Source organism: Colwellia sp. MT41, from assembly GCF_001444365.1.
Classification (GTDB): Bacteria; Pseudomonadota; Gammaproteobacteria; order Enterobacterales; family Alteromonadaceae; genus Colwellia; species Colwellia marinimaniae.
On record NZ_CP013145.1, the window covers coordinates 959,190 to 985,673 of the forward strand.

Annotated in this window: 27 protein-coding genes; 17 read left to right on the plus strand and 10 right to left on the minus strand. The window is 39.8% G+C overall.

The genetic code is table 11. The annotated features are described in order from the left end of the window. Window positions 1-5 precede the first annotated feature (5 nt). Together CMT41_RS04045 and CMT41_RS04050 are read left to right on the plus strand one after the other, a co-directional pair. Window positions 6-1,136 carry a sodium ion-translocating decarboxylase subunit beta gene (locus tag CMT41_RS04045; RefSeq protein ID WP_057179909.1) on the plus strand — a complete coding sequence of 377 codons (1,131 nt, stop codon included), beginning with the start codon at window positions 6-8 and terminating at the stop codon, window positions 1,134-1,136. A 135-nt stretch (window positions 1,137-1,271) separates the two neighbouring features. Next, on the plus strand, window positions 1,272-2,096 hold the full coding sequence (locus tag CMT41_RS04050; protein WP_057179910.1) for a M48 family metallopeptidase: 825 nt from the start codon (window positions 1,272-1,274) through the stop codon (window positions 2,094-2,096). An 88-nt stretch (window positions 2,097-2,184) separates the two neighbouring features. Here CMT41_RS04050 and pdxH read toward each other — a convergent pair whose 3' ends face one another. The 8 genes from pdxH to napE all read right to left on the minus strand — a co-directional run bounded on the left by pdxH (window position 2,185) and on the right by napE (window position 8,362). Beyond that, window positions 2,185-2,838, minus strand: coding sequence for a pyridoxamine 5'-phosphate oxidase (pdxH, locus tag CMT41_RS04055; protein WP_058026428.1), 654 nt, complete (start codon window positions 2,836-2,838; stop codon window positions 2,185-2,187). A 106-nt stretch (window positions 2,839-2,944) separates the two neighbouring features. Beyond that, window positions 2,945-3,157 (minus strand): PA3496 family putative envelope integrity protein, encoded by a 213-nt coding sequence (locus CMT41_RS04060; protein ID WP_058026429.1) that lies wholly within the window; start codon window positions 3,155-3,157, stop codon window positions 2,945-2,947. 271 nt (window positions 3,158-3,428) lie between these two features. Continuing rightward, window positions 3,429-4,016: a cytochrome c3 family protein gene (locus CMT41_RS04065; RefSeq protein ID WP_058026430.1), complete on the minus strand. Its 588-nt coding sequence runs from the start codon at window positions 4,014-4,016 to the stop codon at window positions 3,429-3,431. Between the two features lie 168 nt (window positions 4,017-4,184). Further along, on the minus strand, window positions 4,185-4,700 hold the full coding sequence (locus tag CMT41_RS04070) for a nitrate reductase cytochrome c-type subunit (RefSeq protein ID WP_058026431.1): 516 nt from the start codon (window positions 4,698-4,700) through the stop codon (window positions 4,185-4,187). 9 nt (window positions 4,701-4,709) lie between these two features. After that, entirely contained in the window at window positions 4,710-7,208 is a 2,499-nt protein-coding gene (napA, locus tag CMT41_RS04075) for a nitrate reductase catalytic subunit NapA (protein ID WP_058026432.1), read from the minus strand. A gap of 110 nt (window positions 7,209-7,318) precedes the next feature. Next, window positions 7,319-7,612, minus strand: coding sequence for a chaperone NapD (locus tag CMT41_RS04080; protein WP_057179916.1), 294 nt, complete (start codon window positions 7,610-7,612; stop codon window positions 7,319-7,321). A gap of 29 nt (window positions 7,613-7,641) precedes the next feature. Continuing rightward, window positions 7,642-8,169, minus strand: a complete 528-nt coding sequence (gene napF / locus CMT41_RS04085) for a ferredoxin-type protein NapF (protein ID WP_058026433.1) — start codon at window positions 8,167-8,169, stop codon at window positions 7,642-7,644. Window positions 8,170-8,197: 28 nt separating this feature from the next. Next, window positions 8,198-8,362, minus strand: coding sequence for a periplasmic nitrate reductase, NapE protein (napE, locus tag CMT41_RS04090; RefSeq protein WP_058026434.1), 165 nt, complete (start codon window positions 8,360-8,362; stop codon window positions 8,198-8,200). 243 nt (window positions 8,363-8,605) lie between these two features. Here napE and CMT41_RS04095 point away from each other — a divergent pair, with 243 nt between their 5' ends. Next, complete coding sequence (locus CMT41_RS04095; RefSeq protein WP_058026435.1) at window positions 8,606-10,852, plus strand: tRNA(Met) cytidine acetyltransferase TmcA; 2,247 nt, start codon at window positions 8,606-8,608, stop codon at window positions 10,850-10,852. Between the two features lie 265 nt (window positions 10,853-11,117). Here the strand turns inward: CMT41_RS04095 and CMT41_RS04100 are convergent, their stop codons facing one another. Both CMT41_RS04100 and CMT41_RS04105 read right to left on the minus strand, forming a co-directional pair. Then, complete coding sequence (locus CMT41_RS04100; protein ID WP_058026436.1) at window positions 11,118-11,318, minus strand: hypothetical protein; 201 nt, start codon at window positions 11,316-11,318, stop codon at window positions 11,118-11,120. Between the two features lie 280 nt (window positions 11,319-11,598). Next, complete coding sequence (locus CMT41_RS04105) at window positions 11,599-11,781, minus strand: hypothetical protein (protein ID WP_057179922.1); 183 nt, start codon at window positions 11,779-11,781, stop codon at window positions 11,599-11,601. 173 nt (window positions 11,782-11,954) lie between these two features. Here CMT41_RS04105 and CMT41_RS04110 point away from each other — a divergent pair, with 173 nt between their 5' ends. The 14 genes from CMT41_RS04110 (at window position 11,955) to CMT41_RS04175 (ending at window position 26,054) form a co-directional block, all read left to right on the plus strand. Next, window positions 11,955-12,836, plus strand: a complete 882-nt coding sequence (locus CMT41_RS04110) for an ABC transporter ATP-binding protein (protein ID WP_058026437.1) — start codon at window positions 11,955-11,957, stop codon at window positions 12,834-12,836. A 33-nt stretch (window positions 12,837-12,869) separates the two neighbouring features. Beyond that, complete coding sequence (locus CMT41_RS04115; RefSeq protein ID WP_058026438.1) at window positions 12,870-13,889, plus strand: ABC transporter permease; 1,020 nt, start codon at window positions 12,870-12,872, stop codon at window positions 13,887-13,889. 240 nt (window positions 13,890-14,129) lie between these two features. Beyond that, entirely contained in the window at window positions 14,130-15,248 is a 1,119-nt protein-coding gene (locus tag CMT41_RS04120) for a beta-ketoacyl-ACP synthase III (RefSeq protein WP_058026439.1), read from the plus strand. Between the two features lie 20 nt (window positions 15,249-15,268). Next, entirely contained in the window at window positions 15,269-15,919 is a 651-nt protein-coding gene (locus tag CMT41_RS04125; RefSeq protein ID WP_058026440.1) for a hypothetical protein, read from the plus strand. A 66-nt stretch (window positions 15,920-15,985) separates the two neighbouring features. Next, window positions 15,986-16,309 (plus strand): cell division protein FtsB, encoded by a 324-nt coding sequence (gene ftsB / locus CMT41_RS04130; protein ID WP_058026441.1) that lies wholly within the window; start codon window positions 15,986-15,988, stop codon window positions 16,307-16,309. Next, window positions 16,309-17,022, plus strand: a complete 714-nt coding sequence (ispD, locus tag CMT41_RS04135) for a 2-C-methyl-D-erythritol 4-phosphate cytidylyltransferase (protein ID WP_058026442.1) — start codon at window positions 16,309-16,311, stop codon at window positions 17,020-17,022. The genes ftsB and ispD overlap by 1 nt, the downstream gene beginning before the upstream one ends. A gap of 11 nt (window positions 17,023-17,033) precedes the next feature. After that, the gene (ispF, locus tag CMT41_RS04140) at window positions 17,034-17,546 is read left to right on the plus strand and encodes a 2-C-methyl-D-erythritol 2,4-cyclodiphosphate synthase (RefSeq protein ID WP_058026443.1); all 513 of its coding nucleotides are present in this window, start codon (window positions 17,034-17,036) and stop codon (window positions 17,544-17,546) included. Between the two features lie 55 nt (window positions 17,547-17,601). Next, window positions 17,602-18,696, plus strand: a complete 1,095-nt coding sequence (gene truD, locus CMT41_RS04145; protein WP_057179930.1) for a tRNA pseudouridine(13) synthase TruD — start codon at window positions 17,602-17,604, stop codon at window positions 18,694-18,696. 14 nt (window positions 18,697-18,710) lie between these two features. Continuing rightward, on the plus strand, window positions 18,711-19,466 hold the full coding sequence (surE, locus tag CMT41_RS04150) for a 5'/3'-nucleotidase SurE (RefSeq protein ID WP_057179931.1): 756 nt from the start codon (window positions 18,711-18,713) through the stop codon (window positions 19,464-19,466). A 19-nt stretch (window positions 19,467-19,485) separates the two neighbouring features. Then, entirely contained in the window at window positions 19,486-20,136 is a 651-nt protein-coding gene (locus CMT41_RS04155; RefSeq protein WP_058026444.1) for a protein-L-isoaspartate(D-aspartate) O-methyltransferase, read from the plus strand. Beyond that, window positions 20,136-20,714, plus strand: a complete 579-nt coding sequence (locus tag CMT41_RS04160; RefSeq protein ID WP_057179932.1) for a YqaA family protein — start codon at window positions 20,136-20,138, stop codon at window positions 20,712-20,714. Before CMT41_RS04155 ends, CMT41_RS04160 begins: the two co-directional genes overlap by 1 nt. Before the next feature lie 137 nt (window positions 20,715-20,851). Next, window positions 20,852-21,664: a peptidoglycan DD-metalloendopeptidase family protein gene (locus CMT41_RS04165; RefSeq protein ID WP_083494345.1), complete on the plus strand. Its 813-nt coding sequence runs from the start codon at window positions 20,852-20,854 to the stop codon at window positions 21,662-21,664. A 113-nt stretch (window positions 21,665-21,777) separates the two neighbouring features. Next, window positions 21,778-22,668, plus strand: a complete 891-nt coding sequence (rpoS, locus tag CMT41_RS04170) for an RNA polymerase sigma factor RpoS (protein ID WP_088568896.1) — start codon at window positions 21,778-21,780, stop codon at window positions 22,666-22,668. A 245-nt stretch (window positions 22,669-22,913) separates the two neighbouring features. Next, window positions 22,914-26,054, plus strand: a complete 3,141-nt coding sequence (locus CMT41_RS04175; RefSeq protein WP_198149784.1) for a ligand-binding sensor domain-containing protein — start codon at window positions 22,914-22,916, stop codon at window positions 26,052-26,054. Window positions 26,055-26,484 lie beyond the last annotated feature (430 nt).

Genomic DNA, 26,484 nt, shown 5'->3' on the forward strand with positions numbered 1-26,484 from the left:
GTCTCATGGATTCATTAACTAAATTATGGCTATCAACTGGCTTAGCTAACTTTGAGCCAGGTCAGGTGGTGATGATGTTAGTGGGCTGCGGCCTGCTTTATTTAGCGATCGCTAGAAACTTTGAGCCGTTATTATTATTGCCTATGGGTTTTGGTGCTATCTTAACCAATATCCCTGTTGCCGGCTTTTCAGAGGTCGGTGGTTTATTACACTATATATATTACGCTGGTATTGATACGGGCATATTTCCTTTAATTATCTTTATGGGTGTTGGTGCTATGACCGACTTTGGCGCCTTAATCGCTAACCCTAAAACTTTATTACTTGGAGCTGCCGCGCAGTTTGGTATTTTTGCTACCTTGTTTGGCGCAATTGCCTTGAATTACGTTCCCGGTATTGAATTTACCTTAAAAGATGCTTCTGCTATTGCCATTATTGGTGGCGCTGATGGTCCAACGGCTATCTTTCTTGCTTCAAAACTAGCACCTGATTTACTTGGTGCCATTGCTGTGGCCGCCTATTCATATATGGCCTTAGTTCCTATTATTCAGCCGCCAATCATGCGAGCACTAACCACTGAAGACGAACGTAAAATAGAAATGGCACAGCTACGACCAGTAACTAAAATAGAGAAAATTATTTTTCCTCTTGGTGTGTTAATGATGACCATTTTCTTCTTGCCTGCGGCAACACCATTAGTGGGGATGTTTTGTTTAGGTAACTTAATGCGTGAAGTAGGGGTTGTTGATAGGTTGAGTAGTACTGCGCAAAATGAACTTATTAATATTACTACTATCTTTCTAGGTTTAGGTGTTGGTTCAAAATTAAGTGCTGAAGCTTTCTTAAATGTTGAAACCATAGGTATTCTAGTGTTAGGCGCGGTGGCTTTTTCAATTGGTACCGCTTCTGGTGTCATAATGGCTAAGATTATGAATAAGTTCTCTAAAGTCCCGATAAACCCATTGATAGGCGCTGCCGGTGTTTCCGCTGTCCCTATGGCGGCACGTGTTGCTAATAAAATTGGCTTAGAGGCTAATCCGCATAACTTCTTGCTGATGCATGCTATGGGGCCTAATGTGGCTGGTGTACTTGGCTCGGCCGTTGCTGCCGGGGTGTTGTTGGCTCTAGTTGGCTAGCCGTAAAAATAACCGGTGACATTAATTGAAAACCGAGCCTAGCTCGGTTTTTTTATGGTGCTATTGACTAGTATATTCTTGGTCATAGTAATAAAATATGCATTACTTACCATTTAAGGATTATATAAGTTAGTCATGAAACTTCCTCTCATTATGCTTAGCGTAGTAATTGCGCTTACCGCTTGTTCTAGTTCAAGCACAGGTCGCACCCAAGTGATGTTATTTTCAGATAGCGAACTCGATAAAATGGGCGCCGCTTCCTTCGAAGATATAAAAAATAAAACGCCGATTAGTACGGATAAAGCTACCAATGATTTTGTGCAATGTGTTGCTAAAGCGATCACTAAAAATGTGCCGCAATCCGTGCATAAAGGTGATTGGGAAGTGGTTGTTTTTGACTCTGCACAAGTCAATGCCTTTGCTTTACCCGGTGGTAAAATAGGTATTTATACCGGTATTTTAACGGTTACTGAAAACCAAGATCAGTTAGCGGCTATTATCGGTCATGAGGTTGGTCATGTGATTGAACATCATTCCAATGAGCGTTTATCAGCCAATAAGCTAAAAAATATGGGTATGGCTGCGGCCACAGCAGCGGTAGGCATGTCTGATATAGAAAATAAAGGCCTATGGATGGCAGGGTTAGGACTTGGCCTACAGTACGGTGTTATTATGCCATATAGTCGTGCTCATGAAAGTGAAGCCGATATTGTTGGTCAAGAACTTATGGCTCGTTCGGGCTTTGAACCCAGTGCTAGTATTAAGCTCTGGCAAAATATGGCTAAACTAAGTGCAGGCTCTGGCCAAGGCTCGCCAGCAGAATTTATGTCGACTCATCCATCCAATCAAACACGCATTAAGAAACTAAGCCAGCATTTACCGAATTCAATGAAGCTTTATCAGGCAAGCAATAGGCCAAATTGTCAAAAACCTAAGGTCATTCCGCTAGCCAAGTCATAAGCCAGTAACTTCAGCATTTGCTAGTAAGGCTTACTTCATTGGCAAATGCTAATTTTACTTATTGATTGCCGCAGGGTAAGGTCATTTATTAAGGGTTTAACTTATGATTATGCCATTGCTTACCCTGTTTTTCGAAGCAAAGACGTTCATGTAAACGATTCGCTCGCCCTTGCCAGAATTCAATGGCATGGGGTTTAACGCGCCAGCCTCCCCAAAACTCGGGGTGAGGTACGTCACCCTGGACAAACTTCTCTTGAAAGTGTTTCATTTTATCTTTAAGTTCATTATCATATTTTAGCTTTTGACTTTGTTTTGACGCCCAAGCACCTACTTGACTACCTCTGTCTCGACTATGAAAGTAATCCGCAGATTCTTGTTCCGATACTTTCTCTACTGTACCTTCAATGCGAATTTGTCGTTGTAAAACATTCCAATGGAACAATAAAGCCACTTTGTTGTTTTCAGCGAGTTCCTGGCTTTTTCGACTGGCGTAGTTGGTAAAGAAAACAAAACCTTGTTCATCATAACTTTTTAGTAGCACCATGCGGGAGCTCGGCTGGCCATCGGTACTACAACTGCTTACGGACATAGCTTCAGGTAATAAAATCCCAGCTTTATGCGCATCAGTAAACCATTGTTCAAATAATTGTTCAGGTGTTGTGTTCGCAGAAAGTTCAGGGAGAGGTAGGGCGACACCTTGACCAAAAGTAAGTAGGCAGCGCAGCTTTTCAAATAACGTCATAATATTTAAAAGTGAGTATGAAGGTGTGCGGTTATTTTATGCTTAAATGATGTTATTGCAAGGTTATACCGAGCTTATATAAGGATGAATGATAATTAGTTAACGCTTACCAATCATTGCTATCATCAAGTAAATATTTAAGGCGTTTTTTTTCTTTTAATTCATCAATACGCTTGCGTGCTAAGAGGTTTTTTTGCGCCTGCTCTTGGGCCAGTTTTTCCGCCAAAGAAATACCCTTTAAGCTATAGTTTACGTTACTTTCATGTAAACTGCTTTCACTTGTTTCATCGAGAAAATTATGGTCAAGATCGCTTATCATCGGCTCTACCTTGGTTGTTAATGGGCTGGTTTTTTCAAAGCACCTTGCTTAACATAGGTAAGATAATTGTTATTTTCAATGTTAGCTTCAAAATAGTATAAAAAGTACCACGACTCATTAGCGCTTATCTAGAGTTCAGCTTAGATAAGCTCTTTATCGATGAAATTTCATTATGAGGTGTTCAGGTTATCTAGCTGAGCTACTTAATAACGATAATAAAAAACCAGTGACAGGCACTGGTTTTAATTATCGTTATTAAGCTATATTTTCCTTACCAGCCTTCAACGCCTTTCATATCAGGTAACTGATGAGCAATACCTTTATGACAATCGATACAGGTTTTCTCGCCGCTAGCTAACGCGGTAGAGTGTTGATAAGCAGCACGTTCACTTTGCTGAGTAAAGTCCATATAGTCGAAGTTATGACAGTTACGACACTCTAAGGAGTCGTTAGCTTTAAGTCTTCGCCATTCATTTTCGGCTAAACGGCGACGATGCACTAAAAACTTTTCACGTGTATTGATGGTGCCAAAAATCATGCCCCAAACCTCTTTTGAAGCCTGCATTTTACGTGCTATCTTACTGGTCCAGTTATGCGGGACATGACAATCAGGACAAGTAGCGCGCACTCCCGAGCGGTTAGAAAAATGTATGGTAGTTTTTAGTTCTTCATAGACATTATTTTCCATTTCATGACAAGAAATACAAAATTCTTCGGTATTGGTTATCTCAAGTGCGGTATTAAAGCCACCCCAGAAGATAATGCCGGCAATAAAACCCCCGATAACCAAAGCACCTAAGCTGTAATATCCACTCGGTTTAGTGAGTGTGCTCCAGCCAATGATTAATAAATTTTTCATGGCTACTCCCAGCGCTCTTTAGTCTTAGTAGATGATGTTTGTAGTTCTGCCAAGCTCATATTTTTTAATGATTTTTTCATGGCTACTCCTAGTGCTCTTTAGTCTTAGTAGAGGATGTTTGTAGTTCTGCCAAGTTCATGTTTTTTAATAAATTTTTCATGGCTACTCCTAGTGCTCTGTAGTGTTAGCTGTTTTTTGTTTCATTAAGCTGTGCATATCAATAAAAGTATTTTCCACTAATGGTTTGGCATCAAGTTGTGCGACATGACACTGGTTACAGAAATAACGACGTGGCGATATTTCGGCTAAGAAGTTGCCATCACGGTTCATGTAGTGAGTTACACTGACCATAGGTGCTTGTGACTCTTCGGTGCGATGACGTGAATGACACGACATACATTTATTGTTATTTTTGTTTACCTCATAACTACGAATAGTGTGCGGGATCACGGGTGGCTGCATAGGATAATTACGCACTTGTTTAATATCATTATTTATTACTTTTGGCATACGATTTGGTTTTTTCTGCGTCATTATTTCTGTGTGATTTCTTAATGTTGCTAGCGTATTTTTTTCTGCTTTATCGGCAGCATGTACGGTAAACGACGTTAATATCGGCGCTAAAAATAATGTTGACAGCAAGGCCATTAAGCCGGCAATTGATACTAGTTTTAAATCTTTCATATCACTCTCCTAAACTTTAACAATTTTGATAGCACATTTTTTATAATCTGTTTGTTTCGATAATGGATCGGTAGCATCTAAAGTCACTTTGTTTACTAAGCGACTGGCATCAAACCAAGGCATATAAACTAAGCCTACCGGCGGTTTGTTTCGGCCTCTCGTTTCAACGCGTGTTTGTACTTCACCACGACGAGAAATAAGCTTAACTAAATCGCCACGGCGCATACCACGAGACTTGGCATCATCAGGGTGCATATATACCAAGGCATCAGGCATGGCTTTGTATAACTCGGGCACCCGTTGGGTCATTGAACCTGAATGCCAGTGCTCTAATACCCGACCTGTTGATAGCCATAAGTCGTATTCATCATCGGGTGATTCTGCTGGGGGTTCGTAAGGTAAGGCAAAAATAATGGCACGACCGTCTTTGTGACCGTAAAAGTCCCAACCACTGCCGGGCTTAACATAAGGGTCTGAGCCTTCTTTAAAGCGCCATTTAGTTTCTTTACCATTAACTACCGGCCAGCGTAAACCACGCTCTTTATGGTATCTATCATACGGGGCTAAATCATGAGCATGACCACGACCAAAGCTGGCATACTCTTCAAATAAACCTTTTTGGATATAGAAGCCAAAATGACGAGACTCATCATTTAAGCGATCGTCTGGAATTTCATCAAGGGAGTATTTACCGACATCACAATCTTTATAAAGTACATCAAATAAGGTTTTTCCACGTACGTCAGGTTTTTTAGCAATTAATTCTTCCGGCCACACATCTTCAATGTTAAAACGTTTAGAGAACTCAACTAATTGCCACATATCTGATTTAGCGCCTGTCGGTGCTGTAACCATTTGATACCAAGATTGAGTACGGCGCTCAGCGTTACCGTAAACGCCTTCTTTTTCTACCCACATGGCGGTTGGTAAAATTAAGTCAGCGGCTTGTGCGGTAACCGTTGGGTAAGGATCTGATACCACAATAAAGTTTTTAGGATTACGATAACCTGGGTAGGCTTCTTCGTTAATATTAGCGGCGGCTTGCATGTTGTTATTGCATTGCACCCAGTAGAAGTTTAACTTGCCATCCTTAAGCATACGGTTTTGTAAAACTGCGTGATAACCTGGTTTTGCCGGAATAGTACCTTCTGGTAAATCCCAAATTTTCTCAGCAATGGCTCTATGTTTAGGGTTGGTAACAACCATATCAGCGGGTAACCGATGCGAAAAAGTACCTACTTCACGGGCGGTACCACAAGCGGATGGTTGGCCGGTTAGTGAAAACGGGCTGTTACCTGGTGTTGAAATTTTACCGGTTAATAAATGGATATTATAAACCAGATTATTGGCCCACACACCACGCGTATGCTGGTTAAAACCCATAGTCCAGAATGAGGTGACTTTAATTTTTGGATCGGCGTATAACTCAGCCAATGCCTCTAACTTATGCTCAGGCACACCAGAAAGTTTTGCGGTGTATTCAACCGTATAAGTACTGACAAAATGTGCATATTCGTCAAAATCTATTGGCGTAGAGCTACCTTTGCTCTTACCATTATTCTTCGCTTTTTGCTCTAGCGGATGTTCAGGGCGTAAACCATAACCAATGTCGGTTTCACCTAATCTGAAATTAGTATGTTTGTTAACAAAATCTTTGTTTACCCGGCCGGTACTAATAATGTAATGGGCAATATAGTTTAAGATGGCTAAATCGGTTTGCGGCGTGAAAATCATGCCATTATCGGCTAAATCAAAGCTTCTATGCTCGAAAGTGGATAATACCGCGACTTTTACATGGGGGGCACTTAAACGACGATCGGTTAAACGTGTCCATAAAATCGGATGCATTTCGGCCATGTTAGAACCCCATAAGACAAAGGCATCAGCAGCTTCTAAATCATCGTAACAGCCCATAGGCTCATCGATACCAAAAGTACGCATAAAACCACCAACCGCTGATGCCATACAGTGACGGGCATTAGGATCTATGTTGTTAGAGCGGAAACCTGCTTTATATAATTTAACCGCAGCATAACCTTCTTGTACTGTCCATTGACCTGAACCAAACATACCGACGGCTTCTGGCCCGTCTTTTTTTAAAGCGGCTTTAGCTTTTTCAGCCATAATATCGAACGCTTGATCCCAAGAGATAGGGGTAAATTCACCTTCTTTATCGTATTTACCATTGGTCATGCGTAGTAACGGTGTAGTTAATCTATCTTTGCCATACATGATTTTAGAGAGGAAGTAACCTTTAACACAGTTAAGACCCTTGTTTACCGGGGATTTAATATCACCATGGGTAGCAACAACTTTACCATCCATTACACCAACATTTACGCTACAGCCGGTACCACAAAAACGACAAGGGGCTTTGTCCCACTTGAGTTTAGTAATGTCTGAGCTGGTGATTAAATTAGAGGCTATGGCGGGAACAGATACGCCAGCAACAGCTGCTGCTGCGGCTACCGCATTTGCTTTTATAAATTCTCGGCGATTAATGCTCATTGGTTCACCTTCCTTTGTTTTTGTGATTCGATGTTAAAATGGGGTTAAATTTACTCATTTTCTTTTACTGAGCTTTTTAATAAGTGTTGTAGTTATTATTACTTTTATCGCTATTGCTTAGTGGCATCGTCATCAACACTTTCATCTAGGACTTGATGATAAACTGGTGATAAATTTAGGATGCCGGTATGAACTCTTAAGATGTCCATTTTTTTGCCAATATCTTTATGGCTAGTGCCTTCTATGGTGAAAACTATTTTTCCTTCGGCACTGGTTACATGAATTTCAGTGTCATCAACGGCTAAAATAGCGGCTTTAACCTCGTCAACTTGGGCCAGTATGCAAGAAGCGATTAAGCTAGCTACGTGATATTCAGATGTTTGACTGTTTGAACTTTGTGTCATATTTATTCTTTCATTTAAATGAGGTTAAGTTAATTTTCTGTTGCATTGAAGGTAAAAGCGATGGCATCTTGTGGGCAACTTTTGATGCAGGCACCACATTGATTACAATCAATATTATCTAAGCTTGGCTGTGGAATGCTTGAATTAAGGTAGTTAAATTTAATTACGCTGGTTTCACATTCATCACGGCAACTTTGGCAGTAGATGTTATTCTTGGCTAAACATTTGTCACTAATTTCCAAGGTTACCGGCCAAGCTTTTTCACTCTTGTTTATCCTGTTCTCTTCTGTGAAAGCGCCAGAGAAAAGTGGTTGTTCGCAGGCCTCAATACATTTATTGCAAAAGCTGCATTCACCTAAGCTGAAATCGATTTTTGGATAACCATCTTCATCTTTAACAATGATATTAGTTTCACAACGAGTAATGCACTTTTGGCATTGTGTGCAGCCAGAGGTAAACACCGCCTCATTAATTACCCAAGGTAAGCGTATTTCTTGTTTGGTTTTTACCCGGCCGCGAAAAAAACGTCTTCTTGATGGATCGGCCAACTTTTCCATAGTATTGGTCTTCCTAGTAAGCAAGCACTTAAGAGCTTGGTGGGCCTAAGAAGGCTAGTTGGCTGAACCATACGGCAAAACCAAAGCCAGCAACGATTATTACCGATAAAATGGGTGCTAAAAATACCGCTAAAAAGATAAAGGTATTTCGCTCATGCTTTCTTTGTTGTTCAGGAGACGTTGCTTGCTTCATAATGCTCTCGAAAGTTTATGATTAAGGTAAGCTATATTTAGGGTTAATTTTAATCCCTTGCTACGTCATGCATATTGACCTAGATCAAACTTTACAAAATAATCATGCTTCATTTAGGCGGGTATTCAGTAAAGGCGTTGTTTATTTTAAAATGTGAGATTGATTTTTATTCTTTTGCTTTAACATACTTGATAAACTTAGTGTTCTTCACTCAGATGCTAACTTTTAGGACGTTACGACATAATGCCAGCCCAACATTTCAGCCCTTGGATTAAAGATTATGCTAAGCAAGCCGCGTTAAATAATGAACGCCGCTTAGTCGTTTTATCGGGAAGTGAGTCTTGGGCACTGTCATTATTGTTATCTTTGGATACGGTATCAGCGGTTGTGTCTGGCAATGCTAAGCGTGAATCGCCATCATCTGCGCCTCATTCAACCTGTCTAATATATGGTGACAGCAGGGTACTTACTGCTAATGTTAAGCAAAAGCGCTACCGGGATAAGCTTGGCAGTGAAAGTGATGTCATTGTTTTTATCGACAGCCAATTCACTATTGATGCCTTTGCAGCATTATCAGGCACCCTAAGAGCCGGCGGGATATTTTTTCTTGTGTTGCCATCATTAGCGGAAAAATGTCAGGAAAGTTTGTTTTTTAAACGTTTTTATTCATTAATTGAAGCCATGCCTAGTCATACCATAATTACCGAAGCGTCAGCTAAGCTGCCACCACCAAGCATGACTATTCATCTGCATAAGCCAGAATATGAGCCTATGCAGGGAAAATATCCTTTAGGCTGTATTACTAGTGAGCAGTATCATGCGGTGCAAGCCATTGTTAAGGTAGTTACCGGTCATAGGAAAAGACCGCTGGTGTTAACCGCTGATCGCGGTAGAGGGAAATCATCTGCCTTAGCTCTTGCGTGTGTACAACTGTTGCAAACGCATGAACACCATGTCTTTAGTATTATTATTACGGCTCCGGATATTCAAGCTTTAGCGGTTTTCTTTCGGCAGTTAAGTGATAGCTTGCCCAATGCTGAGCAGCGCGGCAATACTTTTACCTTGGGTAAAGCCCGCCTTGACTTTATCGCCGTTGAGCAACTGTTAAAGCAGCCGGTAAAGGTTAACCTACTCTTGGTTGATGAAGCGGCCGCTATTCCGGTGTATTTACTTGAACAATTACTTAACAGTTATCACCGAATGGTTTTCTCTAGCACTGTCCATGGTTATGAAGGCGCAGGGCGCGGTTTTACCTTAAAGTTTCAGCAGAGCCTTACTAGATTATGCCCGCAATGGTTGAGTTTACATATCAATCAGCCGATTCGTTGGCGGGTAAACGATCCACTGGAGCAGTTGGTCTTTGATAGCTGTTTATTAAATGCCGAGTTACCAATCTTAGCTGCACAGGTGCCAATAAATAGTGATAATAACGCCACTGAAAATACGGATTTTCTTGCCGCCACCGTGTTTAAAGTTATCAGCGCTGAGCAGCTGATTACCGATGAGGCTTTGTTACAGCAAGTTTTTGCTGTTTTGGTTACGGCACATTATCAAACGAAACCGAGCGACTTGAAATTACTGTTAGACAACCCGCAGGTACAACTGGCCTGTCTTTTTTCAAAAAACAATAAGCAAGTTGATGTGCTCGCTGTTGCTTTATTAATGAATGAAGGCACAGGTTATGGTGTTGATGACACGGATGTTAAGGCAATTAAAAACTCCCAACGTCGTTTACGTAATCACTTCTTGCCACAGTCACTATTCAGCCATTGTGGTTTTGAACAAGCCTTTGATTATCGTTATTTACGCATTATGCGCATCGCTGTGCACCCACAAATACAACAGCGAGGTATTGGCGCTTATTTTCTAGAAAAAGTACAGCAGCTAGCGACACATCAAGGCGCTGATTTTGTTGGCTCCAGTTTTGGTGTTAATGAACAGCTGTTATCGTTTTGGTTTAAAGCCGGTTTTACTATGGTGCGTATTGGCTTTACTAAAGATAAAGCCAGTGGTGAGCATTCTGCTTTAGTGATTAATGGCAAAAATTTTAGAGCTAGACAAAAGCAACAGCAATTAAAGCAGGACTTTTACCGTAGCTTTGATTATTTACTTTTAGACGAATATAAAACGCTGACCAGTACACTGGTGTATTTACTGTTGACAAAAAATGCTAAGGAATTCCTCACTGAGCTGACCATAGCCGATATCGAAAGTGTGCATGCCTATGCTCAAGGGCAGCGTTTATATAGTAGTTGCGCCTATAGTTTGTATCTATGGTGCAAACATGATCTGCTAACGCATGATAAACATAACTCTACGGACGTTATTCAGCATTCCTTAGTGCTTATTGCTAGGTTGATACAAAAACATGATATTGATACTGTATGTCATTTTTATGGCTTAACAGGAAAAAAAGCTCTAAACCAACACCTTAAAAATTATATCTCTTTGCGACTAGATACTGTTAATGGTGGTACAAAAGCTAGCTAATTAATGTGTTTTTTCTTTTTCTTTTACTGCCTGCCAGTGCCAATAACGTTGCATGCTTATACCCATGATACCTCAACATGCGTGTTTCAGGATACCTGAGCGATTCAGGGTCAAGGCGCCTCTTTTTATTAAGGGTTATTCCCTTAAAAATAGAGTCAACGATGAGCATTATTTGTTCAGGCATCCCCGCAGGGCCGGTTTAGCAACGCTTTATGTTACGTTATTGATTTCGACAATAGAATAACTATTTTCTTCAATCAATGCCTTACCTAAAGGCATTGCTAATTCCAGCTGAATCCTGCATCTTGAAGTAACATGGGTATATATAGTCACAGCGTTTGTCACCACAAAAGTGGATATCCTCATGCTGCAGTAACTTGTCCAAATAAAAGCTAATCGTTTGAGCTAAACCGTTACTGGCATTACTTTGATAAACGGTCAGTAGCATAACTAACCAATTTTCCATATAAGTAACCTGAACTCTGGATAAGCAGCACTTGCTCAATATTCCCCTTTATCCGATTCTCAGCGTTAACACGTCGATAAATAACCCGTTATTCATAAACGTTTTGCCTTGATAATCGAATAAATTGAAACATTGATAGTGTATATTGCTACTTAATCTTGTATATTTTGTTGTTAACAACCGTAAGTCGTTGTTTTTACTTAACCATCAAGTACTCATTATCCAGAATTCAGGTTAAGTAAACTCTTTTGGTGTGGCTAGGCACATAATGATGTTCTCCCTAGAGCACATCACTGTTGGTACTACTTGCTAGTAAGGTATGCCAGATAACAGCCTTGGCATTAGCATTTAAACATTTGCAGTCACCGCAGTGTAGTAAACCTGAATCGAGTAAATGAGTAAGTAGATTAGTTGATATCTCTACTTGTACTTTATCGGCATTATTAACAGCTATAGTGTTCATATCTATCCCCCCATGTTTATATTAAGCATAAACAAAGAAACCAATCAATGCAAATGATAATCATTATCATTTATTGGTTTTGCTTAAACTGATTGAAAGTAAATGTTATTTAGTTTTACTAACGCCCCTTAGTCAGTACAATATGGGTAGAAATTGAGAAATAGGGAGCAGTTATGATCGCCGCGGTAAGCGTACAGTCACTTAGTAAACATTATAAAGATGTTTGCGCCGTTGATAAGGTGAGTTTTGACGTATTACAAGGACACTGTTTTGGTCTTTTAGGGCCCAATGGTGCGGGTAAAACCACGACTATTGAAATTATGGAAGGCATTATTAGTGCCTCTTCAGGGCAAGTGCTTTATCAAGGTCAGCTGGTTGATAGCCAAATATCTCAACAAATAGGTATTCAATTTCAAAATACCGCCTTACAAGACTTTTTAACCGTTAAAGAAACCCTTAATTTATTTGCTGCTTTTTATCAAAATACTGTCGCGCAAGAGCAATTAATCGAATTGTGTGATTTAAAAGATTTTATCGATCGCGATAATCGCTTGTTGTCGGGGGGGCAGAGGCAACGATTACTACTGGCGTTAGCCTTGATCAACGATCCTAAAATTATCTTTCTTGATGAGCCAACGACCGGTTTAGATCCTCATGCCAGACGTAACTTTTGGCAATTGATCACAAATATTAAAGCGCAAAATAAAACCATTATTTTGACGACTCATTATATGGACGAAGCTGAACAGCTTTGTGACGATATCGTTATCATGGATAAAGGCAAGATAATTGCTGCAGGTACTCCACATCAATTACTTGCCAAACACTTCGACGATATTTTTATCTACCTTCCCCAAGCACAGGTCCCTCATGAACTGGTAAGCGAGTATGGCTGGACTAAATTAGCTGATCGCATTGAAATTACCAGTAAAAACGTTGAAAAAACGCTAAGGCTGTTGATGGCACAGGGGGTTTCTCTTGATGGCTTGCATGTTAAGTCAGCTAACCTCGATGATTTGTTTTTGAAACTTACCGGTCACTCATTACAGGCGTAGCTAATAGAGCACTATTACACTTTAGGAAAGCTTATGAATTTTAATCGTTTTTTTGCTGTTTTTAAAGCGCGGAATATTGAGTTTTTCCGTGATAAGTCATCACTTGGCTGGAACTTGTTATTCCCGGTTTTATTATTAGTAGGCTTTTCATTTATTTTTTCGGGTGACGGTCGACCAGCCTATAAAGTGGGTTTGCTTATTCAACCAGAGCAAAGACAAAACTCGGCTCAATCAGCACTGACTCAATTACGTTATATTGATTTTATTGACTATAGCGATGTGGTTTTAGCGAAAGAAAAACTTAGCCGCCATAGTCTTGATTTGTTAATAGACTATAACACTCAGCGTTATTGGGTAAATGAAGAGTCATCAAAAAGCTATTTAGTTGAAAAAATATTCCTTGGCCAGCAATCAGGTTTTACTCGCTTAGCAAGTAGCGGCATAAGTATTCGTTATATTGATTGGGTCTTACCGGGTGTTTTAGCGATGAATATGATGTTTAGCTGCCTATTTGGTGTTGGTTTTGTCATTGTGCGCTATCGGAAAAACTCAGTATTAAAACGGTTGAAAGCAACGCCGCTATCGGCTTTTGAATTTGTATCCGCACAATTGTTGTCACGTTTATTTATCGTGATGTTTATGTCAACGGTGGTCTATAGTGGCTGTAATGTCTTTTTTGATTTTTATATGCTGGGCAGTTATATCGATTTATTTATTATTGGCGTATTAGGCGCTTTGTGCTTAATTAGTCTCGGACTACTGGTGGCAAGTCGTAGTAAAAGTGAAGAGCTTATTGGCGGCTTATTGAATTTAACGTCTTGGCCTATGATGATGCTTTCTGGCGTTTGGTTCAGTTTAGAAGGGGCGCCTGATGCGCTGAAGACCTTAGCTGACTTTCTGCCACTGACCCATTTAGTTGCTGGCGCCAGAGCGGTAATTACCGAAGGAGCATCGCTCAGTGATATTAGTTTTCATGTTAATGCCTTACTGGCGATGACTAGTGTATTTTTACTGCTCGGGGCATATTTATTTAGTTGGAATACTGAACGTTAAATTATGGAACCTTAAGAGTAGCGCTTGAGTCGGCTAATTCATTTTTAAATAAAAATTGAACTGATGCTGTTGTTGTGTAGTATTATTGAATAAACAAGCAAGTAGCGTAAATCCGTTTGGTAGCTTAAGCCAAAGAGAACCATTGGCTGAGTACTTATCAAACCAGTATACTTGCATTGAATTATATCGTTGTAATAGTAACTACAATGGCATTTATCCCCTTATTTTAAGAGACCTATTATGGCAGTAGTGATTAGTGGAACTGGGTTGTTCACTCCAACACAGAGTATCTCAAATGATGAGTTAGTACACTGTTTTAACCAATATGTAGAGAAATTTAACCTTAGCCATAGTCAAGATATCGAAGATGGCAAGGTCACCGCGTTATCTCCTTCAGACAGTAGCTTTATTGAAAAAGCCTCGGGCATTAAAAGTCGTTATGTCATGGCGAAAGAAGATATTTTAAATGTTGATGTTATGGCGCCGCGCTTTACTGAACGCAGTAATGACCAGCTTTCCATGCAGGCTGAAATAGGAGTTGCCGCGGCTAAAGATGCTATGCAGGCAGCCAATAAAACACCGGCAGATATTGACCTGATAATCGTTGCCTGTGCATACACCCAACGCTCATATCCGGCGATGGCCATTGAAATACAAAAAGCTCTTGGTTGTGGTGGTTGGGGTTTTGATATGTTAGTGGCATGCTCTGCCGCAACGTTTGGCATTATCAATGCGGCCAATGCCATTCGTAGCGGCACAGCAAAAACAGTGTTGGTGATCAACCCTGAGATCTTATCACCACAAATTAATTATCGTGATCGTGATAGTCATTTTATCTTTGGTGATGTGGCTACAGCGTCTATTATTGAAGACGAAAGTACCGCCAATGGTGAGCACGTTTTTAAAATATTGAGTGAAAAACCCATCACCAATTTTTCCAATAATATCCGCAGTAATATTGGTTATATGAATCACTGCAGTCCTGATAAGGTTGATGATGTTGATAAGTATTTTATCCAACAAGGGCGTAAGGTTTTTAAAGAAGTTTTACCTATGGTATCTAACTTAATAATTAGCGAAATGGATAAGCTTAACCTTGGCTCGGATGATATTAAGCGGCTTTATTTGCACCAAGCGAATATTAATATGAATAATTTTATTGTTAAAAAAGTCCTTGGTCGAGAAGCCCTTAGCAGTGAAGCGCCTATTATTTTGGATGAATACGCCAATACTAGTTCAGCTGGCTGTATCATAGCTTTGCACAAAAACAAGCAAGGCTTGGTCGCTGGAGATAAGAGTATATTATGTTCCTTTGGTGCGGGTTATTCTGCCTGTTGCTTAATACTGGAATATCTATAAATAATTAGTATCTGCGCCTTATGACACAGTCTAGCTTTTGGCAAACACACACTGAGACCGGAGACTTTGCTGAATTATGCAATGGTCTTTATCAGCGAGAAATCGGCCTTATTGCTAAGGGTGATTATGCCAATGCTCAGGCTGTGCAGGCGCGTTTACAAAGTTTGCCTTATTACATTAATAGAACTGCACATGCCATGATAGAAGTTATCTATCAAGGGCTGTCGCCATTGCAACTGGACAGTCAAAATGCTACTTGGTCGGCAAAACAAAATACAAAAATACCTTTATCTGGTCAAGAAACGCCGCAAGAGCGTGCTAAGGTTTTTACCTGGTACTTACAAGAAGATATTAGTGTTGGGCTAGCTGTGCCGGTGTTGCTGGTTGATCATATTATTATTGATTGCATTGATCGCATCGATGTCGATAAGCAAAGGTTACGTACCAATGTTGCTGGCTGGTTTTCGTTAACCGCTTTCAATAGCGCGAATGAAGACAAGGGCGTCGGTAAACAGCTACTTAAGCCGAATAAAAAAATAATGGTCTCCGCTTGCGCAGGTCATTATTGGCAAAGAAATAGCAGGCAAGTTCCTATTATTCCTAGCTTGCGAGAATTACTATTATCTTGCTCTATTAACTGGAAAAACTTCAAAAAACCCTTGGCTATTTAACTCTGCCCTTAGTTAGGTATAATAACGGTAAAATTCTCTACTTTTTATATCTTATTTTAGGTTGTTATGCGCGTATTTACCGCTATTTTACTGATAATATTAGTTTTACTGCAATACCGACTTTGGTTCGGTAAAAATAGTGTGCCTGATTATCTGCTCTTGAAAGAAAATCTAGTCCGCCAGCAAAGTGCTAATGAAAAGCTACAGCAACGCAATAAATTACTTTATGCCGATACTGACGATTTGAAGTTAGGGCTTGAGGCCATAGAAGAGCGAGCTCGAAACGACTTGGGTATGATCAAAGTAAATGAAACTTTTTTCCGGCTAATACCGACAGAAAGTGGCAGTCGTCATGTAAGTAATAATATCAATGACAAGGTGATTCCTTAATGGTAAAAATACAACAGTTTGTTGTCATTGTCCCTGCAGCTGGTGTAGGTAAACGAATGCAAGCCAATTGCCCCAAACAATATCTACGTATAAATAATGAAACAATTCTTAGCCATACTGTGATGCGGCTGTTAAGCCATCCGTTGATCACCCAGGTTATTATTGCTTTAAGTGAAAACGATGAATATTTTAGTGAATCCGATTTAGCTCAGCATACAGATATTATTCGGGTCAAAGGTGGCGCTGAGCGGGTAGATTCTGTGCTCAGTGGTTTACAAGCGGTTGATGGACAAAAATATCCTTGGGTGTTGGTCCATGATGCAGCGCGTCCCTGTGTTAGTCACCAGGATATTGATAAACTCATCAGTGAATGTCAAAAAAATGATTGTGGTGGGATTTTGGCGACAGCTGTGCGAGATACCATGAAACGAGGTATTGCTACAGCAGGTGGCATGTGTACGATTGAAAACACCGTCGATAGAGAGCAATTATGGCATGCTTTAACACCACAACTTTATAAAACAGAAGAATTAACTCATGCCATAGAGCAAGCAATGGCACTTGGTCTGCCAATCACCGATGAAGCCTCAGCAATGGAACATGCACATCATAAAAGCCTAATCGTTGCTGCCAGTAGTGAAAATATAAAAATAACTCACCCTAATGATTTAGCATTAGCTGAATTTTATTTAAATAAGCAAAAAGCTAGATAAAGGACGACACAATGCGAATAGGTCATGGTTTTGATGTACATAAATTTGGCGGTCAAGGGCCTCTAGTGCTCGGTGGGGTGAAAATTCCCTTTGAACAGGGCTTTATTGCTCACTCAGATGGCGATGTCGCTATTCATGCTCTGTGTGATGCCATCTTAGGGGCATTATGCTTGGCTGATATTGGCAATCACTTTCCGGACACCGATGGCCAGTATAAAAATATTTCCAGCAGAATTCTCTTACGTCATGTGGTGGCGTTAATGACAGCTAAGGGTTTTCAACTAGGTAATGCCGATATTACCATTGTTGCTCAAGCACCCAAAATGGCGCCTCATTTATTCGCTATGCGTACCTGTTTAAGTGAAGACCTACAAACAAGTATTGGACAAGTTAATGTTAAAGCGACCACGACAGAAAAGTTGGGCTATACCGGACGAAAAGAAGGTATTTCAGTACATGCTGTGGTTTTATTGATGCCAATAGAGCAAGCACAGCCTCCTGTTGAGAACAAACAAGATATTTAGTTGGCTTTATGCCTTTTCAGCGAACTCATTACCACATTAGAAGAAGATTGATAACATGTTGACAGAACACGCCTACTTGTACGGAAAACCAGAATCGAGAGGTTTATTGCGTAGCCAAATAACTGACTTTAAAGTTTTTGAACAATTACCTTTTTTACCCTGTGGTGAAGGGGAACATTTATTTGTTCATCTTCGAAAAACAGGGGCTAATACCTTATTCGTCGCACGAGAACTCGCTAAATATTTTCAAGTGAAAGAGCAACTTGTTTCCTATGCGGGCTTAAAAGATCGTTTTGCGGTTACAGAGCAGTGGTTTGGTGTGCATGTTCCGGGTAAAAAATCCTATAATTTAGACGACTTACGTATTGAAGGCGTTGAGATCCTGTCCTACCAGCGACACAATAAGAAATTACGCACAGGTGCATTAACAGGCAATCGCTTTGAATTGATTTTACGTGAGGTGAGCGCTATCAAAGCCTTGACAAAACGATGGCAAAAAATTGTTGAACAGGGTGTGCCAAATTATTTTGGCGAACAACGTTTTGGTATTGGTGGCGGCAATATAGAGCGTGCTTTAGCTTTATTTTCAGGTCAAAAAGTAAAAGATAAAAAAAAGCGTGGTATGTATTTGTCAGCAGCCCGCTCTCATATATTTAATGCTGTGCTGAATGAGCGTATAGAGCAACAATGTTTTGATAAAGTGGCGGTTGGTGACGTATTAATGTTAGCCGGTACTCAATCAGTTTTTCATCTTGATGAGCTCGATAACACGATAAAACAGCGTTTTGTTGATAAAGATATTGATATCACCGCACCTATGTGGGGCGCTGGTGAACTGATGACTAGCAATGAGCCGCTGCTCCTTGAGCAAAAAATAGCCCAAGAAAATGATGAGTTATGCCAAGGACTGCCACGTTTTGGTTTAAAACAAGAACGTCGACGTATTCGCTTAACTGTCAGTGAAACAGCGATTGAATTGTTGTCAGCAGAAGAGGCAACGAGCACAGTAAAAATTAGCTTCTTTTTACCTGCTGGCTGTTATGCTACCACCATTTTACGTGAGCTATTGAACTACCAAGATATGACCGCGCGCATTGATAAAAGAGAAAATAGTGCTAAGCCTGTAGCTGCAACGCCAGATAATAAGTAATGGATAGGAGTAAGATGAAAATATTATTGAGTAATGATGATGGTGTACATGCCTTAGGCATCAAGGTGCTTTATGAGGAACTGGCTAAGCACTTTATCGTTAATGTGGTTGCCCCAGATAGAAACTGTAGCGGTGCCAGCAATTCTTTAACATTACTGAACCCTTTACGAACCCAGCAGTTAGACAATGGTTTTACCTCGGTAAATGGCACACCAACAGATTCAGTGCACTTAGGGCTTAGTCAGCTTTATACCGATTGTGATTTAGTGGTTGCCGGCATCAATAAAGGCGCCAACTTAGGTGATGATACTCTGTATTCCGGCACTGTGGCGGCCGCAACTGAAGGGCGTCATATGGGCATGCCGGCTATTGCAGTCTCCTTAGCCGGTAAAAACGAGCAGTATTACCAAACGGCGGCGATTGTTACCGCGAAAATAATCCAACGTCTGCGTACCCATCCATTACCAGCAGACCAAATTTTAAATATCAATGTGCCAGACATTCCTTTGACTGAGCTTAAAGGTATACAGGTAACACGTTTGGGGCACCGACACAAAGCTGAAGGTATGCAGAAAATGCAAGACCCATGGCAGCGAGATATTTATTGGTATGGCTTGTTAGGCGAGGAGTTAGACGGTGGCGAGGGAACAGATTTTCATGCGGTAGCTAATGGGTATGCATCGGTGACACCACTCACCGTAGATATGACTGCTTACGCCAGTATTGAAAATATTAAAAGTTGGCTCACTGAGCTTAACTTATCAGCTTAAATCGAGATGTATTTTTATGATGTCTAGTCGTATAGGCGGAAAATCAAGACGCAGCGGTGAATTGCTGGCGAAAAAGTTACAAAGTGAAGGCATCAGTAATACCGCCGTTTTACAGGCTATTGCTCAATCACCGCGGCATATTTTTGTGCCTGAGATATTGGCACATAAAGCCTATGACAATACCGCCCTACCTATTGGTCAAGGGCAAACTATTTCACAACCTTATATCGTTGCTAAAATGTCTGAGTTATTACTGGCAGCAGGGCGACCGAAATCTATATTGGAAATAGGTACTGGCTCGGGTTATCAAACCTCTATTTTAGCTCAGCTAACGGATAAGGTTTTTTCAGTTGAGCGAATTAAAGCCTTACAGTGGCAAGCTAAGCAGTGCTTGCGGGCAATGGATTTACATAATGTCGCGATGAAGCATGGTGATGGCTGGCAAGGCTGGCAGAGTAAGGGGCCATTTGAGGCGATTATAGTGACGGCGGCTCCTGCGAGTGTACCACCAGCATTACTAAGTCAACTTGCTGATGGTGGACGCTTAATAATCCCTGTAGGCGAACAAAGTCAAATTTTAAAAATAATCACCCGAGATGGTGATACTTTCAACGAAGAGCAAGTAGAAGCAGTTCGCTTCGTACCTTTAGTACCCGGAGATTTATTGTAGTGAAAATATTTTCTAGTCTTTATCAGTGGACTTTACGTTGGGCTGAACACAAGTTTGCACCACGAGTCTTAGCTGTACTTACCTTTGCAGAGTCCATCTTTTTCCCTATCCCACCGGATGTGTTGCTTGCGCCTATGGTTTTAGCTAAGCCGCACAAGGCTTGGTATTTTGCCAGTTTAACCACAATCGCGTCTATTTTGGGTGGCGCTGTTGGCTATTGGCTTGGCTATTTAATGTTTGAACCTTGGATCCAACCGCTAGTAACAGAGTTTGGTTACCAAGACAGGTTTAATACCGCTATTAATTGGTTTAGTGAATGGGGTGTTTGGGTGGTATTTATTGCCGGCTTCTCGCCTATACCTTATAAACTATTCACCGTCAGTGCTGGCTTTTTACATATGGCTTTTTTACCTTTCTTTATTGCTTCAGCAATAGGACGAGGCTTACGTTTTTTCATGGTTGCTGGTCTAATAAAGTGGGGCGGCAATGCCATGGAGCAGAAAATACGTCAATGGGTTGATGTCCTAGGTTGGGGCTTTGTCGGTGCCATAGTCGTTGGCTATTTTGCTTTACGCTAAAGTGGGTTTTTATTCCATAATATGTATATGAATAATCAGCTGATCTGGTTGCTAAAGCAAAGGGAACTTCGTCAACGGGAGTATTTGTGAGTGTTTTGCGTACAGTAAAATACACATTTGCTTACTTTATATTTGCTATGACAATTTTTTCTTGTAGTAGCAGGAATACACCTGCGCCAGTCTCAAATATACACAGTATTAATATCTTAGGTGAACGTAACAGAGATACGATAAAATCTACGCAATACACTGTAAAGAAAGGTGAAACTCTTTACTCCATCGCTTGGCGAGCAGACTCTGATGTGAGAAGAATAGCTCAGCTAAATAATATATATTCACCCTATCGAATCTACCCAGGACAAAAATTATTTTTAGTGACACAAAAGCTTAAAAAAACAACGAAAGTAAGCAAGGGTAAGGTGCCGAATAAAAAATGGACTAAAAGCTCTACCGCTAAGCAGGAATATAGTCAAAAAAATACGCTTGCATCTACCAAAAAGCAGGCGTATGGTGAAAATGTAAGCACTCGGAAATCATACCAAAACAGTACTTTACCAAGGGTTGATTTTTCACAAAAAATCAGTCGTTGGCAATGGCCCGTTAAAGGCAAAGTTGTTAAGTTGTTTTCTAATAGTGCTCAAGGTAATAAAGGCATTGATATTACTGGCCGCCGAGGCACTAAAATTAAATCTTCGGCAAAAGGTAAAGTGGTATACGCAGGGAACGCTCTTCGGGGCTACGGTAAACTCATTATTATAAAACATAACGATGACTACCTGAGTGCTTATGCCCACAACGACCGTATTCTCGTTAAAGAGCAACAACGCATTAACATAGGAGATGTTATTGCCACCATGGGAGATACGGATACCAACAAAGTCATGCTTCATTTTGAAATACGCTTTCGAGGAAAGTCGGTCAATCCTTTAAAATATTTACCAAAAAAATAATGTTATAAAATAATAGCAATAAATAATAAGTCTTAAGATAAATACTAAAAAAAACTGGAGTTACCGTGAATATTTAAATATTAAAACAAGCTTTGCCAATCTGGGAGAATAGCATGGTCAAATTACAAGAAGAACAAAGTACTGTAGAATCAAAGGAAGACGTATCATCTAATTTAGATGCGACGCAGATTTATTTAAGCGAAATTGGTTTTTCACCATTGTTAACCGCTGAAGAAGAAGTATATTTCTCACGTTTAGCCCTTAAAGGGGATGAGCCATCACGAAAACGTATGATAGAAAGTAATCTACGTTTAGTGGTTAAAATTGCCAGACGTTATAATAATCGGGGACTGCCCTTATTAGACTTAATCGAGGAAGGTAATTTGGGTTTAATTAGGGCGGTGGAAAAATTTGACCCAGAACGAGGCTTTCGCTTCTCAACCTATGCCACATGGTGGATACGCCAAACCATTGAACGGGCAATAATGAATCAAACCCGGACCATTCGATTACCCATACATGTTGTTAAAGAACTTAATATTTATTTGCGTGCATCACGTGAATTAATTCAAAAGCTTGATCATGATCCCACCGCAGAAGACATAGCCACTCACCTTGATAAACCGGTTGCTGATGTCAATAAAATGTTGCGGTTAAATGAGCGTATTGCCTCTGTCGATACACCTTTTGCTGGGGACTCTGATAAAGCACTACTTGATGTGATTGCGGATGAAAAAAGCGCTGGTCCAGAAGGTGACCTGCAGTCTGAAGATATGAGTAATAATATTATTCATTGGCTAAATGAGCTTAATACTAAGCAAAGAGAAGTGTTAGCAAGGCGTTTTGGTTTACTTGGCTATGAAGCAGCAACCTTAGAAGATGTAGGTTGTGAAATAGGCTTAACTCGTGAGCGTGTTCGCCAAATTCAAGTAGAAGCATTAAAACGATTACGTGATATTTTATCACAGCAAAATTTATCAATCGAAGCTATTTTTCAGGCCTAGCTAAAATCATAGTGGTAGTTAAATAGTTAACATAGCCGAAGCCTAACAATAGCAGCAAGACGTTTAAAGCAGCAATATTCATTGCTGCTTTTTTGTTTATTAAATCGTATCTGTATAACTTGATTACCAGTACTTATTGCAAAAATTCAGCTCTTATACTTTACTTAATTGACCTAGTATAAAAAGTGATCAATTAGAGGTGTGAGTTGAGCTTTAAGTTAGTCAAACCTTTCATGTATTACTTTATGCTTATGCTACTTTTAGTGTGGCAAACTGCTCATGCTAATTTAGCCTATAGCAGCTTTTTATCCCCCCAATATCATGTGCAAAGCCCGTTAGGATCTTTGCAGATTGAAAACCTGACCATCTTCACCATGTTTCAAGACCATCAGGGTTTTATTTGGTTGGGCACATCTGACGGGGTATTACGCTATGATGGCTATGAGTTTAAAAGTACCAGTAAAGACTTTGAGCAGTTAGAGGTTCGGTCTATCATCCAAGACGATAATAAAGATCTATGGTTTGGCACCCGTAATAAAGGCCTAGTAAAACTGGCCAGTAGCAATCAAAAAATAACACTATTTCAGCATGATAAAAATAATCCCCATAGTTTGAGTCATAATAATATTCGCAAACTGTTACTTTCCAAACAAGGGGAACTCTATATTGCCACCTCGGGTGGCGGTCTAAATAAATTCAATGCCGATAAAGATAATTTTCAGCGAATACCTTTAGGGGATAGCCAAAATTATTCAACATTATATTTACGTGATTTGGTCGAAAGTAACCAGGGTGATCTATGGATAGCCACTCGAGATTTCGGGGTAATAAAATTGCATAAGCGCACAGGCAAGGTAACTTATTATCAAACGAGTGCCACAGATAGCAGTACGCTGTCGAGTAATATGATTCAATCTTTGTCATTTGATGACAGCAACCATAAATTATGGGTTGGTACCTGGGGTGGCGGCTTAAATTTACTGGATATAAATACTGGTAAGGTGAGACGACTCTACCTCGACAGCGGCGATAAAAGAAAAGTTGGACCACAAACTATTGTTACTATGATGAGGGACAGAGAAAATATTTTATGGTTAGGTACACTTAATGGCGTTGTTTATTTTGATCTGACGGCAGAAAAATTTTCTTATTTGAAAGACGAGTACCCAGATTTTTCTACGCTGGGGCATGCGGCTTATTATGCTTTGATGTGCGATGAATATGGTAGTATCTGGTTAGGTAGTTGGCGTGGTAAATTGCATTTTCTTGCTTTAGACGACCATAACTTTCATTTGGAAAATTTAACGCCATACTTTCCCGGCAGCAGGCATGAGAAATCGATATCATCGATTCTTACTGACAACTCAGGTGATATATGGCTGGGCACCGAAGCAAGCGGCGTGCTCCATCTAGATGCGAATATGCAACTGATTAAGCATTTTCAACACCAAAAAACTGAAAAAAATTCTCTCTCGGATAATGCAATAACCACTATTAAGCAGCAAAAAAATGGTGATATTTGGATTGGCACTAGCAATGGTGGCCTAAATAAATACCAAAAAGAATCAGATGATTTTATTACTTTTACCCTAATTAATAAACATGGCGGTAGTAGCTCAAGCAATTATATCAGTGAAATATTTGAATTTAATGACAAGCTACTTATTGGTACTGCTAAAGGCTTATATGAATTTAATTTATCGAAAAAAGAAGTAACCCATGTAAATTTAGTTGGCAGGAGACAAACCGACTCGAGTAATGGCTCTGTTGATGCGATTTTTCTCGATAGCCGTTTAAGATTGTGGTTAGCGACGACTGAAGGGATATATTTAAAAACAAGTGATAGGCCATTTGAACTTGTCTTTAGCTTTAACGAGCAGCTGCCAGCGCGCAGTGTTCGTTTCTCTACTGTAAGCAAAATAGCCGAAGATGATCGGCAGAATATTTGGTTCGCCACCAATACCGGCTTATGGAAAATTGATCAAATTGAAAAGAATACCCATGGCTATACAGTATTAGTACTACACCAGCATTTATCAACTACCTTAGCTGGACTGCAAAAAGATAACGCCGGCATGTTTTGGTTAGCAAGTAATCATAATTTATATCGATTTTCACCAATTAGCTACCAACTTGAGACTTTTAGTCTATTAAATGGCATAAAGGGCAGTTTTAATATTGCGGCTCATGCGCTAGCGAGCAATAACTACTTATATTTTGGTTCAAACTATGGGCTATTATCATTTGACCCTACGAAAATTGAAGTAAAAAACCATCCAGTTAAAGTCACCATTGTTGATCTGCTACTAGCCAATAAGTCAGTACAGGCTAAGGAAAATAGTAATATTCTCACTAAGCCTATTTATCAAACTCAACATTTAACACTTCAGCATAATGAAAATATAATTTCATTTGATATCTCTGCCTTGGATTATAGGCAAGCGAATAAGATTATTTATCAACATAGGTTACTTGGTTTTGATGAGGCTTGGGTAGAAAGCTCCGCTAAAAATAGGCGTATAACGTATACCAATTTAAACCCGGGGCAGTACACTTTATCAATTCGGGGAGCCTATAGCTTTAAGCCAATATGGGGCGAAAGCACTGACTTAGCTATCACGATATTACCACCTCTTTGGTGGGCATGGTGGGCGAAATTAATATATGCATTTATCGCATTATTGTTACTTAAAATTAGCTATAACTTACATAAACATAGAATTCTTTTTATCGCTTATGAGCAAGCGGCCTTAACCGATTCATTAACGGGTTTGAAGAATAGGCGCTTTTTAGAAAGTACCATCGATCAAGATATTTCTCAATCGATGCGCTTGAAAAAAGATAATACCCCCAATGCTGATGTGACTTTCTTTTTCGCGGACATTGATTTTTTTAAAGAGGTAAATGATAAATACGGCCATGAATCTGGTGATATGGTGTTGAAACAATTTGCCACTTTACTACAAGATGTATTTCGATCTTCTGATCATATTATTCGCTGGGGGGGAGAAGAGTTCTTAATCGTTTCACGTTTTACTCAAGCGAATAAAGCCCAAGAGATGGCCGAGCGTTTACGAACTAAAGTGAGTAATAAGTCTTTTGAAATAGCCAATGGTGAAAAAATCACTAAAACAGTGTCCATTGGTTTTACCACCATCCCCTTTGATCGCGCGGCAACTTGTCGCTTAAGTTGTTCACAACTCATTGAGGTAGCAGATAAAGCGCTTTATCATGTTAAAGATAATGGCCGAGATGGTTGGGCAGGTATTTCAGCAGGTGAAAATTTTGACTTGAGAAATTTTGAACATATTGGTGATTTTAATCTAATTGATAAAGTGGATAGTGGCGAGATTATCTTAGTGAGTAAGTTACTTCATCGCGAATGAAGATAAAATTAGTGGTTAATTTACGACGCTCATATCAACGGATTATTAGCTGATTTATAAAAATATCACGTAATTATCAAAGCTTAATTCCAGCAGTAAAACGTAAGCATAACAGCTTAAATTCCGAGCAATAAAACCCCAGTAACGCGAATATTTTTCTATCTAGGTTTAGTTATCAGCAAAAACTAGGCAAAAAGTATATTAATAGACTAAATTGTAATGAAAAATAGCGAATGGTCGTAGAACAAAAAGGCCATTTTGTGCTAATATCGCGCCAGAAAATTTTAACTTAGAGCCAGTGGGTTTTTTTCTTTGGTGGTAACGCTAAAAATTAATTCTTCACTGAAATACACTGAAATTGGTGAATTAAATTTATCTAATTGATATTTATGCATTTACTCCATTTATATGGTTTAAGCGCCGATATTCA